The organism is Bacillus cereus group sp. BfR-BA-01350, from assembly GCF_022663775.1.
GTDB lineage: Bacteria > Bacillota > Bacilli > Bacillales > Bacillaceae_G > Bacillus_A > Bacillus_A paranthracis.
Window position 1 is genome coordinate 270,900 of the sequence record NZ_JAKUGD010000003.1, and the last position, 14,401, is coordinate 285,300.

Sequence of the window (14,401 nt, forward strand, 5' to 3'; positions counted from 1 at the left end):
GATTTTACTATATTAATATTATACATAGGGAAAAGTATGTTAATGGGAGGGGAATTTATATTACTTTTAGAAGTTTACAGGAGGCATATTTATTAAAGATAAAAGGAGATATTTCATGAATCGGACCGATCGTTTATTAGCTATATTAATTGAATTACAAAGAAGACAAACTGTTACAGCACAAAGCTTAGCGGAAAAATTTGAGACAAGTATAAGAACGATTTATCGAGATATGGATGCACTTAACGAATCGGGTGTTCCTATTTATTCAATGCCTGGTCACGGTTATTCATTAATGGATGGTTATTTCTTGCCCCCCATTCAGCTTACGCCTGAAGAGGCTGTTACTCTTTTACTAGGCGGTGATTATATCGAGAAAACTTTCACTTCTTCTTTTTCTGTACATGCACGATCAGCAAAAGAGAAACTTGAAATTGTTCTCCCTGCTGATCAACAAAAGAAAGCCCAGGAATTACGAGAAACTTTTCGTTTCCTTTCTCCTATATTTTCACATCAGCAATCTGAACAAGAAAAACTAGAAAATCAACTTCTTCTATTGCAAGAATCTATTCAAAAAGAACAAGCTATCTCTTTTTCTTATCGGAAACCGAGAGAAACTACAAAAATAAAGCGGACCGTTCATCCTTATGGCTTAGTCAATATTTCAGGAATTTGGTACATCGTTGCCCACTGTTTACTTCGAAAACAAATACGCAATTTTCGTTTAGATCGAATGGATACATTACAGCAAGAACAAGAATTCTTTACAAAGCCGAAAGATTTTTCTTTACAAAACTATAAACCTGAAAGCAATCGGACTGTTACGGTTCATTTATTGTTTCCATCTCATATTGCACATAAGATTATTGAGTCCCGCTACTTTTTTATAGATTCATACGAGCATAGAGATAACAGTTTTCACGTTTTTTTGAAATCAAGAAACATAGACGAAGTGTTTCAATGGGTATTGAGCTGGGGGAGCCAAGTGCAAGTACTTGAGCCAAAAATTCTTTCTGAGAAAATCCGTGATGAAGCAAAAAAAATGTTAAAACTTTAATTTCACTACTGACATAATGTTGTCAGTAGCCATCCTTTATATTAGGTATTAACAAATACATTTTTATAAAAAGGGGTTAACAATATGAAGAAATTTGAGGAATTAGCAACGTATTACATAGACGAATTAGAAAGGTACTCTATAGAACAATTTAGGATGAAGCCTTCTAGCGAAGAATGGTCCCTCGGTCAAATGTATAGTCATTTAATTGCCTCTACATATATGCAGTTAGATGCAATTGCGAAATGTAAAACTGAAACACCATCAGCAACTAACAAGAAAACGGACATGGGTGAAAAAGTATATAAACTTGGTGCTTTCCCGGATATACAAATCAAAGTACCAAATCATCCTGGATATACACCTGAAAATCCCTCTAATAAAGAAGAAATACAAAAACGTATGCTAGAATTAATTACAGTTGTTAAAGACATTGAGCCAATACTTTCTTCTATTCCAAGTGATTGTAAAATCGAACATCCTGGGCTTGGTTACTTACATGCAGCAGAATGGTTCCAACTTATTTCTATGCATTTTGCTCATCATCTTCGTCAGAAAGAAAGATTGGAGCTTAAGGTTTGCTAAGTGTTAACATTTCCACTAAAAAGAGACTGCCAATATTGGCAGTCTCTTCACTAACGTATGCATCGCCTATACAATTACTCATAAAATCCCACGTGCTATCAATAGAAAACTCCTTTGTTTCATTCAATATAAAACCCCATCAATACGTCATCTCCATATGATCCATCTTCATACTTTATTTGCTTTCTTTGTCTGCCTTCCTCTACAAATCCCATACGTTTATACACCTTAATCGCCCTATCATTAATAGAAACTACGCCTAAGCAAATTTTCTCTAAACCTTTCTGCTCTTTAGCCCAACGAATAAGAAATTCAATTAGTTTCGTACCAATGCCTTGATTACAGTACGCCTCTTTAATCCCCATTCCCATTGTGCCTGCATGTCGTAAGCGGTCTAGTTCATATCGATTGAAAAGTAAAAAGCCAACTATCTTACTATCTACTTCATAAACTATGTAAAGATTGCCTTTCTCATTACTTTTCCGTATCTTTTCTCTTTCTGCATTACTATCATTTTGTAATTTCTTTGGAGATACTACGAAAAACTTTGTAGTAGTTTCCGATAATATAATTTCTTTTCTAATATCCATAATTGCTTCCGCATCAATCTCTTTTGCTAATCGTATCACTAAATCACCTCGTACCTTTTTCTAAAAACTACAAAGAAGAATAGATAACGTGAGGATTCCCCTCTAATGCATTATTTTAACTCCTCCCACTTCGTCCACATTTCTCTCCCATTTATACGGTACATATTATCCTCTCTGTCCATAAACCCCTGCACAATAAACTCGCGTCTAATCGTACAAAAATCGTCATGATATTGTTTGATGAATGCATTGATTTCTTTTTCCGTATACTGATTCTCCGCATTTAACTTGCTAATTAAATACTCTAACAATACTAGTTTTTTCTTCTTTTGACCTGGAATCGATTTTAAACGGTCCTCTTTATCAAAAAAGTTACGAATGGTCGCATCCCTAAATTTCATTTCACTGTCAGTCATTTTATTGTCCTCCATTGATTTTTATACAATAAGACTTTATTGTTTGTCCTTACTATTCTTCTTCATTCTTTCACTTACAACATCCATAAAGTAATACCCACTAATAAGCACATAGTAAACTACAAGTATTCCTAGTGCATCTTTCATATTTATATATTTTTCTTTATGAAACAAGATAGGTGAAAGGGCGTAAACAAGAAAGATGATTAGCGGATTTAAGATAAAATAATAAGTAAGCTTTCCTTTCATCATATCAGCTCCTCTATTCTAGTTTTCTCTGTAAATTGTTGTAATTCCTTTTCTTTCGTTTCTATAGTTTTTAGACAGATTCATATCCGAACTACAAAAAAGATGCCCTGCATTACAATAAAAAAGCACCAAAAAGGTGCTTTTTTCTACGCTTCAACTGATTGATTTTCAGCAATATTTTTAAACTGTCGTTTATGCATCCACGTTAATGATGCAATTGTTCCAAGTGATAACACAACGATGAAAATCATGAGTATTCCTATGTTTTGCCACATGAAGTTAAAGTCTCCGCTTGATACGACTGCTTTCAATCCTGATACAGAGTATGTCATCGGCAACCAAGTATTGAATGGTTGTAAAAACTTCGGAATCAATTCTAGTGGGAATGTTCCAGCACTCGTTGTAAGCTGAATAATTAATGTGATGATGGCGATGAAACGCCCCGCATCACCGAATGCTGTTACTAAACATTGAATTAATGTGATAAACGCTAAGCTTGTAACGATGCTAAAGAGTATGAAATACGGAATACTTTGTACTTCTACACCTAATCCAAATAGTAATATAACATCCGCTACTACCGCTTGAATAATACCTACTGATAGTAATACGCCGAACTTACTAATAAACCAACTAAATCCTGATTTCGGAACACCAACTGTATCACGTAATGGATATACGATAGATAATAGTAATGCCCCAACAAATAAACCGAGTGATAAGAAATACGGTGTAAATCCAGTTCCGTAGTTTGGAACTTCCGCCATTTTCTCCGTCTTCACTTTTACAGGACTTGCAAACATATCATACGTTTTATCCGTCCCTTTCACTTCACCAGTTTTCTCTGCCCCTTCGCCAAGTTTCTCAGCAAGTTCACCTGAACCATCGTTTACTTTTACGAGGCCATCCGTTACTTTTCCGGAACCGTCTGCTAGTTTATTAACTCCGTCGATTAACTGGGTTGAGCCAGTTGATAATGCACCTAAGCCTGTTGTTACTTGACCGGAGCCACTAGCTAACTTGTTTACTCCATCAACTAGTTGACCTGTTCCTCCTGATAATGTACCTAATCCTGTTGTCACTTGGCCCGAACCGTCTGCTAACTTATTTACTCCATCGACTAATTGGTTTGTTCCTCCTGATAATGTGCCTAAACCTGTTGTCACTTGACCCGAACCATTTGTTAGCTGTCCTAAACTACTTGTTACTTTATTAGAACCGTCCGCTAACTTATTCGCTCCCAAGGTTAACTGTTCTGACCCTGTTGATAATTTATTTAATCCGCTATTTATTTTATTGGAACCAGCTGTTAATTCATTTAATCCGTTTATAAGCTTTGGACCATTTTCAGCTAATTTACTTATTCCCCCATCTAACAGCTGACTACCTTCTTCAATTTTTACAGTTCCAGATTGCGCTTCATCTAAACCTTTACCGAATTCCTGGAATTTAGTAACAAAACCGTTCTGTCCATTCGTTAACTTTTCAACACCCACAGCTAATTCTTTTAAAACTTGAGGATTCGGTAATCCCGTTTGTAATCCATTAACGGTTTCACTTACATTCTCTTTTAAATTCGATATTTCAGTTTTTAAATGACCTATCGTACCTGCTACTCCTGCTGAATTCTTTTGAACAGCAGCAGTGCTATTTGTAGCATTCGTAATAAAAGGCTTTAATTTTTCTTGGTATTCTTCTGGTAAGCTCTTAATCTGTTCTTGTAAAGCCGCTACATCTTGCATTGCTTTATTTGCATTCTCTACATTCGACTGCGCGGCTGAATCTAATTGTTTTATATTATTTTCAGCTCCATTTATCTTGTCATTTGCTTGTTTCAATGAACCTGTTACATTTGGCTTCACATTCAATGATCCATTTTTAAAACTTTCCAGTTGATTATTTAAATTCTGTAAACCTTGTTGAATATTTTGAGCTCCTTGCTCTAGGTTACCTTGTGCGCTATCCAACGTTTTCATCCCATTTGAAAGGTTAATAGTACCTTTTTTCAAATCACTAGATCCGAGAGAAGCATCCTGTAAACCATTATTAAATGTAATAAATCGGCCAGTTAAATCGTTTAATCCCCCATATAATTTACCTGATCCAATTGAAAGATCATCCACACCTTTTTGTAATTCACCCGTTTTATTTGCAAATGTATTTAAATTATTTGTTAATTGACTTGAACCAGCTGTTAATTTATTTACTCCATTTGTCACTTCACTGGATCCATTTAATAACTTAGCAATGCCTGTTGCCATCTCCCCTGATTTCCCTTGCAACGTATACAAACCAGATGTTACCTGACCGGATCCATCAAACAACTTATTAATACCAACTGTCATTTTCCCTGATTTTCCTTGCAACGTATAAAGGCCATCCGTTACTTTCCCAGATCCATCAAATAGTTTCCCTACCCCTGTCTGTATCTCCCCAGATTTCCCTTGAAGCGTATGAAGACCATCCGTCACTTTACTTGAACCATCATGCAGTTCACTTGATCCGTCGTATAATTTATTTGCTCCTTCCGCCCCATCTGCTAATCCTTTTGAGACGTCTTGAATGGAATCAAACATTTTCTCTGCATATGTTTTCGTTAACGTACTTGCTACTTCACCTTTAATTTTTTCAATGGCTGTTCCGCCAATTTGTGAAGATAAGAAGTTTAAGCTTTCATTTGGAATATATTCTAAGTTTAATGGCTTTGGATCGTCTTTTAATAACGTTGTAGCGTTACTTGAGAAGTCATCTGGAATGCGTACTAACATGTAATACTTTCTACCTTCCATTCCTTTTTTCGCTTCTTTTTCACTTACAAATTCCCATTTAAAACTTGTATTATCTTTTAAATTATCAACGAGTCCTTTTCCGACCTCAATTGGTTTCCCATCAAATACTGCACCTTTATCTAAATTGACTACCGCAACCGGTAAATCATCTAACTGTTTATATGGATCCCAAAAGGCCCATAAAAACATACCTGCATATAAAATTGGTACGAATAGAACCGCGATAATTGGAATTAATATTTTTTTACTTTTTATAATTTGTGTGAACTCTTTACGAAGTAACTGATTTCCTTTCATCATTTCTCCCCCTTTTTTGAAATGACCGAAATGTTCAATTGGTCATTTTTACCCAAACAAAAAGGCTATACTGATTCATACATATGCCTTATCCCCGAATTTATACTATGCAACTGTTTCTTACTATAAAGTGAATATTTCTATTATCCCTCCTAAATTAAATATATGACCATTTTGTTCAATTGGTCACTTTTTTTATAATAATAAAAGGATTATCTTAGTTTGACAATCCTTTTAATAAATAAAGTTCAAATAATTCTGCAATTTTTTCTTTTTCTAGCGGTTCATGATTTTTTTCCCAATCAAAAATAAGCGATACATATAAGCGAAGCATAATAAATGCTGTAATTTCTGGATCACATTTGCTAATTTCACCTTTATCAATCGCAATCTTTAAATACGATTGAATGAAAGAGACAATTTCCACATCTACTTGTTGCATCACTTCTTGTACTTCTTTCGTTCCCATATCGCGCTCTTCTTGAATTAACTTAATCATGAGCTGATGTTCTTTTCTGAATTCTAATATGCTATATAATGCTCTATGTACATTTTCAAAAAATGAAACATCTGAACGAATTGCATTTTCTGCAACTTGCTTCATTTCTGTAATTAAATTAGAAATAATCTCGCCAAATAGCTCTTCTTTATTTTTGAAAAAAGTATAAATCGTTCCTTTTCCTACATTCGCTAACTTCGCTACTTGATCCATCGTTGTTGCTTTATAACCGAATGCTGAAAAAGACTTTGTTGCAGCCTCAATAATAGAACGTTTTCGATCTATCGCCACATCGTCACCTCCAAAAATGACCAATTGGATAATATAGTCAATCAGTACATCTTTGATATTACCACACGCTTACATTCTATACAAGTTCTCTTTGTTATTATTTCCAGTATAAAAAATTCCAGTCAAGTTATATCATACTTTCCATAGTTTATCAGAAGAAAAGAGAAAAGGAAAAGGTGTTCTTGAGATATACATCTCTAGAACACCTTTTTATTATTTCAACATAGAAAGCATAATTTTCTCTAACTCTTTCTTATTTACATTTTTATCAAATACTGCTTCTCCTTGGTTCTCTAAACTATGATTAATAATAACGATTTGGTATGCACTATTTTTCCCTTTTGCTGGAACAATCATCTTCATACCTTGTAAATTACTATCCGAGTGATCAGTAGCGTAGAATATTTGATTCTCTTCTAATTCGTACTGTTCTATATTTTCAGGCACTACAAACTGGTGGCTGAATGAATCTTTACTTTCCCCAAAAACTTGTGACTGAGAAATTGCATAATTTGCTTTTCCGTTTGTATATTCTAAATCAATAATTAATTCAGGTCTTCTCTTAATAAAATAACCTACATTTTCATTCTTCAGATTGTATCCTTCAATTGTATACGTCGGCTTCTTAATTTGAAAATCAACATGTTCCTGCGCTTCTTTCACTGTATAATTTAAAGATTCATGCACTTTGTCATCAAATGGTTTTGCTTGATCATAAAGTGCATATAATTTGTCACGATCGGCTTTTGATAAACGCTCTTCTCTAAAAAATGTTGACTCGTAGTCAGAAACTCTCGGAGCACCTTTTTTCTGTATATTAATAATTTTTTTAGATAATTTTATGTACTGCTGGAATTCATCTTTTGTTAAAGCTTTTTCAGCTAAATATAAGTAATCTGTCTTTTCTTCATACACTCTTGCTGAATAATGATATTCTTTTTTCGCATTTTCTTCTGTACCATACAACATATCTACAGCATTTTGGAAAGCATCCTTTGACTGCTCTACTTTATCCTCTTGTTTTTCTTTCCCTTCCGTTTCACGTGCGTTGAATAAAGAAAGAGATGCTATAGCAACTATGACAATAATTCCGAGTAAAGAAAGACGATACGATTTCTTTTGAAACTTTTTAATCATAACGATTCTCCTTTTTAATGTTCGTTTATTTCTACTTAAATTTGCTAGGTTTGGTACTTGATAGGAATAATGTTCTAGGAGGGTAATAATTGTATGACCATATGCAATTTGCTCCTCTTTATCTATAAAAGTAAGCGCATATGCATCACAGGCTAATTCTTGATCTTCTCGCATACAAAAATAGGCGTACCAAAGAATCGGATTGAACCAATTTAATAGAATTAAGCTGTACATAATCCAATTTACAGCTACGTCGTTTCTCTTAATATGAGCTAACTCATGGTAAAAGACATATTGTAATTGTTGCTCGTTTAATACTTTCATATGTTTTTTTGATAGTAATACTTTCGGGCGAAAGAAACTAAACACAGTTGGACTCGCAATCTTTCCTGCTAAACGTAATGAAACTGCCTTCTTCATTTTCATAGACTGCTTACAGCGATTAAACACCGTAATGACCTGTTCATCCGTAATATCGGGTTGTTTCTTTATGTAAGAATATAAACGTCTATTTGTAATAAACGTTATAACTGCTAATAGGATTACCCCAGCTAACCAAACATACATAGCAAGTTTGTATAAAGAAAATGGAGTCTGTTGCTCCGTACTTACGTTTACTTCAGGTTTACCACTTTTTGTAACGGTTTCAGCATGTGATTCTAATTCCACTTTACGGTCACTTTCTATGTTCATCTTACTCTCAGTAGACGGCATATTTTTCGGAATAACTTCCGATACACTAGAACGATAAGAAAGTAATGAATAAATGCTATAAGAGCTATCTGGTGACCATGGTAAAAGGAGTCTAATCATTAATACAATCCACAGCATATATTGCCACCGGGGTGCTAATTTATTTCTAAATAGTATTTTTATACATAAAATAAACCCTACTAATATGCTAGCCATAAGTGACGTTTCTATAAGCCAATCAAAAAAATGAGGAAGGTATACATTTATAAGCATGTCTATCATTTTTATCGATCCTTCCTCTTGTTCTCCTCTGTCTTCTCATCTAAAATGCGTTTTAATTCATTAATATCTTCTGAAGATAATTTCTCCTCTTTTAAGAAATTAACAAGTAATGGCTTAAACGCCGCACCGCAAAAACGCTTTAGTAAAGATTTTGTTTCCACTTGCAAATAATTATCTTGTGATACTAACGGATAATAAGCGTACATACGTCCTTTATCTTGATGGTAAGAAACAGCTTCCTTTTGTACTAACCGATTAATTAATGTACGGATTGTTTTCGGTTTCCAGTCCATTGTATCTTCCAGTTCTTCTATAATTTCATTCGCTGTTTGTGGAGATTTCGACCAAAGTACTTTCATAATTTCTAATTCTGCTTCAGATATTTTAGGTAATTGATTTGTCATAATATATTTCACTCCTTCGTATTACATTTGTAATCTATAACTAAGATTACAAATGTAATACTTAATTGTCAACCATATTTTAGAAAAAACTAATTTCAACTAAACCTTACTTCCCAACAACAAATTTCTCTTTTTTCAAATAATCAAATAAAAAAACAAGAAAATCTTTACATTTAATAGTAATATAGAAAATAGACAAGTTTATCCGACTTTAATGGGCAGTAAGACCCCCACCTCAACATTCAGCGAAAGCAAAGAATTTAGGTGGGGATCGGGCTGTCCATAAAAGTCCGATTGGTGAAGACTAATAATCAGTGGGGGATGAAGCCCCCACTGATTAAAGTTTCACTTTATCAAAACAGTGGAGGCTTTTTCAGTCATGATGCGTGCACTTCGTTTAAATATAAAGCAAGCTTTTTGTAATCGTGTTTCTTTAATTATTATGTTTAGTGGATTCGTTCTTATTTGTATTTATCATTATTATTATGTCATTCGTTATTTAGGAGACGCTGCGAGCGGACCTATATCAACAGATATAAAATGGATTGGATTTCGTGATAATGAAATGGATGTTTATTTATTATTAATGCCAGTTATTGCGAGTTTCCCCTTTAGTACAAGTTACAATTCCGATAAGTCAGATGGTTTTAAACCGTTCGTGAGCAAAGGAATTTCTTTATTTCCTTATTCAGTAGCGAAATATATCGTTACGTTTTTTTGCGGAGGATTTCTTTATACATTTCCATTCATCTTATCGTTATTATTTTGCAAATTAACAATTCCAGACGGAACACCTACGATTGGTTCTGGCATCATAAATGAGGATGGAATGTTCGCAAACCTATACTTCGATGCGCCTCTCACTTACATTACGGTATATATTGGAATTAATTTTTTATTTGCAGGTTTAATGGCCCTTTTAGGACTCGCTGCATCTGCATGGTCACAAAAGGACTATATGGCGATTCTATTTCCATTTGCAGTTAACTCCATTCCGTACGTCCTACTAAATACAATATTCCCTACAATAGGCGGGGCACCTATTCATTTATATGACCCAAAGCAACCATTGCAAGGCATGTCACCATATATTTTAATGATTCAATGTGCTTTCTTCTTTTTCGTTAGCTTACTTATGTATATACAAGGAGTAAAACGTGATAGAAAAAAATATAAAAGAAGACTGCAAAAAAGAGATCGATGTAGAAAAGCGTTTCAAGTAATTTCAGACTAAATCATTGAACGAATAAGAGCGTAATTCCCTGAGTTATATGGGAGTTACGCTCTTATTCTTAGTTCTCAAAAAAACTATATGCGATATTACACATTTGTTTTGGCTGTTCCACTACCGTCCAATGTCCGCAGTTTGCAATCTCTACAAACTCTATATGAGGTATATATTCTGTAAAATGTTCTTTTATAGTAGCAAGAGTTAAAATATCATGACTTCCTTGCGCAATTAATATTGGAATTTTCGAGAGCTTTTTTATATGTTTAGTCACATCATAATTTTTCACCATATCTGCACCTAGTATCGTATTAACTTCATTACTAAAAGTTGTTTTCTGTTTATAAGTTAAAGTTTTCGTAGCAAATACATAATACGGATCTAACACTTGTAACATCTCGTATATAGAAGCCTCTCCTCTTTTAATCTTCTCGCTTACTTCAGAAATGATTACTTTATCTTCTTCCGTTAACCTCTTCTGCAGTTCTTCACCAAACCTTTCTAATCCCTTTACATTAACTCCTATCGCAGCAGTTAAAAGTAACTTATTCACTCGTTCAGGATATGTAGTTGCATATAATAATGCAAGCATCGATCCCCATGATTCACCTAATACATTTATCCCACTTTAATGGGCAGTAAGACCCCCACCTCAAAATTCGGCGAAAGCAAAGAAGTTAGGTGGGGATCAACTGCCCATAAAAGTCCGATTGGTTCAACTAATAATCAATGGGGGATGAAAAAAACCCCCACTGATTAAAGTTTCACTTTATTTTTTCAAACCCTAATTGCACACGCAGTGCTTCTAAGTTTTCAATCTCATCCCTCATAGAATATTGATTATTCTTTGGTGCTTCCGATTCTCCACAACCTGTTTGATCATAAAAAACTAATTGGAATTTTTCTGCTAGTGGAGCCATATAGGGCAGAAAAAAATGGTGTTCACTTCCAGGTCCTCCATGAAGAAATATGATTGGTTCACCTTCTCCTAACATTTTTACATAGAGATTATTATCATTTACATGTATCAATCGTATATTTTCAATACTCATATAATCATCTCCCCTTTACGGCGTACCTGCCAACATCCATAAAACTACAAAAACAACCATATAGATTATTTGAATTCCTACCGCCGAACATACTGAAATAATGGCATATTTACTTAATTCCTTTTTAATACCCAATATAGTAAAAATTACGGCTAGACCGAATGCTATATAAGCGATATTTGTACTAAGCGTGCCTAAATAATACATACCTAGCGATTGCGTAAGACCTGTTACATCAGCTACAAACTTAATGATTATAAAAATACTAAAAAAAATCGCTAGTTTATTCATTAATTTCCCGTTTAGTTGAGCTACCATACATCCAAACCTCCTTCATAAAGGCATGAATATTCAATTAATTATACGCTATTTTACAAAAAAAGGGATTCTTTCTTTGTAATTATATGACGATGCAAAAACAAAAAAGAACGCTTAGTTACCTAAGCGTTCCCCCTACTTTAAGATGCCTTCTTCAAATCAATTTGAGCAAGTACTGGGTCGTGGTCACTTACACGTCCGTGTTCTTTCATAATGTTTGAGTTTAAGTGTACTGGATCTACGATTGTGTGCGGTGCGATGTTGTTTGTTACTAAAATATGATCTAACACTTGTGCATTTCCTTCATGAATGTACGTGTAACGGTTCTCTTTTGGCACTGTGTTTATCATATTTTTCAAGATTGTTCCTTCTAGTGCTTTTAGTGGTTTAGCAAACTCAAAATCGTTCATATCCCCTAACACAACAACTGGTGCATTCGTGTTCTTTTTCTGAATTCCTTGTACGAAATGATTGACTTCTTGTGCTAATTGAACTCGTTTTTCTTCACTTTTTAATACGAGCGGTTGTACTTTTCCAAATGGCGTTGCATCTCCTATTTTTGAGTTTAAGTGATTTGCAACAACAACTAAATTTTGTCCTTGGAACGTAAATTCTGCCGCTAACGGTTTACGTGTACTTTCAAACAATGGATTTTCGTCTCCAATGCGAACGACATTTTTATCAAGCAACTTCGGTACTGTCGCTAATTTCACGCGTGATGGGTTATAGAAGAACCCGACGCGAATGTTAGCGCCTGGTGCTCCCCCGTCTAAATTATTATTCGGAGCAATTTCTACATACTCATACTTTGGCCCGCGAATTTCTAGCACTGCATCAATGATACGTTTTGCGCTTAACGAAGCATCTGTTGTACCGTCATTAACCGTTCCGTTATTATCTTGCATTTCCTCTACACCGATAATATCTGGCATTTTTAAATTGTATTTAATAGAATACGCTAATGCTTTTACTCTTTCATCTGTTGTTTCTTTTTTATTCGCCGAGAAGTTTTCAATGTTATATGTAGCAACCGTTAATTTATCAAGACGAGGCTGAATATTTGCTCCTATTTGCTTAAATCCGCCGTCTACTACAGATGGTAATTCTGTTATTGGCGCAATGCGGAACGCACCGTAATCATATCCAACTACTCCTGTTATATCTCCAGTGAAAGTATCTCCTACTTTTGCTACATAATCACGAGGTACTTTTACAGAAAGACGCTCTGGGTTTAATTGATTTTCATCTAATACAGGTGTGCCATATTTCGTTACGACTTTATTTCCGCCATTTTTCACTGTTACATATAAATTCCCGTTTTTCTGAGGTGCAATAATTTTTGGCGTTGGCATCGTAACGCGCATACCTTCTATACTTTCATAAAAATCGATTGCATCTTCATTTGGATCAAATAAACCAAATGCATCATTATCGATAATTTGATCAGGAATTTTCACACCGTTTTCTCCAAGTACAATCGGTGCTGGTAAATCTTGATTTTTTGCGATTACAGCAACGCGGCTCGCTTTAATTTCAGTCGTCGTTAAGTCTGTGTCAAACCTTTCTGCATATCCAGGTCCAACATATTCTTCTACTACTCCATCAACTTGAATAAGATCTCCTACTGCTACATTCGCATCTTTTTTGTACACATACATACCTTCTGAAGTAGCTGGATCATTATCTGGCTGATTATCTTCTATATAAAAACCATTTTTATCAAGCGCTGTTACAACGCCTTCCACATTGTATACTTTCTTCCCGTTGTAAGGGGAAAGATGTGATTTCCCTTGAATATCATGAATACGAACCTGTTCATTGTTTACGATAACAAATGAAAAAGTTGAAATCGCTGAAGAAGTAAGCCCTTCTTTCTCTGCAATTGCTTTCATTACACTATTTTCATTCACGATAATTTGTCCGTTATAACGAACACTTTTATTTGTAGGGTTAGAGCCATCTAACGTGTAATAGATTGTTGCTCCTTCTGTATTCGTTGTTAACGTTACTGCTGTTCCTTTCGCAACTTCTCCTCCATTCGGTGAAGCTACTACATCACTAACACGGTTTTGTTCTTCCCCTTGAAACTTATGAGCTGTTACTGATTTTAAACCTGGGCTACTAAAATATAATTCAAGCGTCCCTGTTAAACTAACTTTCTTCCCGATATTTTCAGGATGATCTTTCACGTTTACTGCCGCTCTCACGTCACCTTTTGGCAACTGAACAGGCATCATCTTGTCTGGATTTGTTTCGTTTGGTGAATCGGCAATTGCTACATTTGTATCATCAAATTTAGCCGGATCCTTCGTGTATTTAGAAGGACTTTGCGTATATCCAACGATATATCCTTCCACGATCCCCTTCGTTTTCCCTTGCTGCTTAAAAACTTGAATTGCTTTTTCTACTGACATAGAAGTAGTTTCTTCTGCTTGTACTAAAGTTCCAGTAAATGAAAGCAATAGTATGAATGATAAAAAGACACTTAACAATTTCTTCACAGCCATTTCCCTC

14 protein-coding genes are annotated in these 14,401 nt (G+C 34.7%); 3 read left to right on the top strand and 11 right to left on the bottom strand.

Annotation, left to right across the window (positions count from 1 at the left end; genetic code table 11):
- Nucleotides 1-115: 115 nt before the first annotated feature.
- Nucleotides 116-1,057, top strand: coding sequence for a helix-turn-helix transcriptional regulator (locus tag MR147_RS09160; RefSeq protein WP_001082269.1), 942 nt, complete (start codon nucleotides 116-118; stop codon nucleotides 1,055-1,057).
- 84 nt (nucleotides 1,058-1,141) lie between these two features.
- A complete protein-coding gene (locus tag MR147_RS09165; protein ID WP_242303937.1) occupies nucleotides 1,142-1,642 on the top strand; it encodes a DinB family protein in 501 nt (166 codons plus the stop codon).
- A 119-nt stretch (nucleotides 1,643-1,761) separates the two neighbouring features.
- Here MR147_RS09165 and MR147_RS09170 read toward each other — a convergent pair whose 3' ends face one another.
- From MR147_RS09170 to MR147_RS09200, 7 genes are all read right to left on the bottom strand, one after another.
- Nucleotides 1,762-2,271, bottom strand: a complete 510-nt coding sequence (locus MR147_RS09170) for a GNAT family N-acetyltransferase (RefSeq protein ID WP_074609660.1) — start codon at nucleotides 2,269-2,271, stop codon at nucleotides 1,762-1,764.
- A 71-nt stretch (nucleotides 2,272-2,342) separates the two neighbouring features.
- The gene (locus MR147_RS09175; RefSeq protein ID WP_071729476.1) at nucleotides 2,343-2,648 is read right to left on the bottom strand and encodes a DUF2087 domain-containing protein; all 306 of its coding nucleotides are present in this window, start codon (nucleotides 2,646-2,648) and stop codon (nucleotides 2,343-2,345) included.
- A 36-nt stretch (nucleotides 2,649-2,684) separates the two neighbouring features.
- Nucleotides 2,685-2,900 (bottom strand): hypothetical protein, encoded by a 216-nt coding sequence (locus MR147_RS09180; RefSeq protein WP_042331749.1) that lies wholly within the window; start codon nucleotides 2,898-2,900, stop codon nucleotides 2,685-2,687.
- Nucleotides 2,901-3,043: 143 nt separating this feature from the next.
- A complete protein-coding gene (locus tag MR147_RS09185) occupies nucleotides 3,044-5,983 on the bottom strand; it encodes a YhgE/Pip domain-containing protein (RefSeq protein ID WP_074609664.1) in 2,940 nt (979 codons plus the stop codon).
- A gap of 217 nt (nucleotides 5,984-6,200) precedes the next feature.
- A complete protein-coding gene (locus MR147_RS09190) occupies nucleotides 6,201-6,773 on the bottom strand; it encodes a TetR/AcrR family transcriptional regulator (RefSeq protein ID WP_000963371.1) in 573 nt (190 codons plus the stop codon).
- 213 nt (nucleotides 6,774-6,986) lie between these two features.
- Nucleotides 6,987-8,885: a M56 family metallopeptidase gene (locus MR147_RS09195; RefSeq protein WP_242303938.1), complete on the bottom strand. Its 1,899-nt coding sequence runs from the start codon at nucleotides 8,883-8,885 to the stop codon at nucleotides 6,987-6,989.
- A 2-nt stretch (nucleotides 8,886-8,887) separates the two neighbouring features.
- Entirely contained in the window at nucleotides 8,888-9,289 is a 402-nt protein-coding gene (locus MR147_RS09200; protein WP_242303939.1) for a BlaI/MecI/CopY family transcriptional regulator, read from the bottom strand.
- Nucleotides 9,290-9,668: 379 nt separating this feature from the next.
- Here MR147_RS09200 and MR147_RS09205 point away from each other — a divergent pair, with 379 nt between their 5' ends.
- Nucleotides 9,669-10,523, top strand: a complete 855-nt coding sequence (locus MR147_RS09205; protein WP_242303940.1) for a hypothetical protein — start codon at nucleotides 9,669-9,671, stop codon at nucleotides 10,521-10,523.
- A gap of 58 nt (nucleotides 10,524-10,581) precedes the next feature.
- Here MR147_RS09205 and MR147_RS09210 read toward each other — a convergent pair whose 3' ends face one another.
- The 4 genes from MR147_RS09210 to MR147_RS09225 all read right to left on the bottom strand — a co-directional run bounded on the left by MR147_RS09210 (nucleotide 10,582) and on the right by MR147_RS09225 (nucleotide 14,394).
- Nucleotides 10,582-11,109: an alpha/beta fold hydrolase gene (locus tag MR147_RS09210; protein ID WP_242303941.1), complete on the bottom strand. Its 528-nt coding sequence runs from the start codon at nucleotides 11,107-11,109 to the stop codon at nucleotides 10,582-10,584.
- 172 nt (nucleotides 11,110-11,281) lie between these two features.
- Entirely contained in the window at nucleotides 11,282-11,569 is a 288-nt protein-coding gene (locus MR147_RS09215; RefSeq protein ID WP_242303942.1) for an alpha/beta fold hydrolase, read from the bottom strand.
- Between the two features lie 15 nt (nucleotides 11,570-11,584).
- The gene (locus MR147_RS09220; RefSeq protein WP_074609670.1) at nucleotides 11,585-11,887 is read right to left on the bottom strand and encodes a hypothetical protein; all 303 of its coding nucleotides are present in this window, start codon (nucleotides 11,885-11,887) and stop codon (nucleotides 11,585-11,587) included.
- A 140-nt stretch (nucleotides 11,888-12,027) separates the two neighbouring features.
- Nucleotides 12,028-14,394, bottom strand: a complete 2,367-nt coding sequence (locus tag MR147_RS09225) for a DUF6359 domain-containing protein (protein WP_242303943.1) — start codon at nucleotides 14,392-14,394, stop codon at nucleotides 12,028-12,030.
- Between the last annotated feature and the right edge of the window lie 7 nt (nucleotides 14,395-14,401).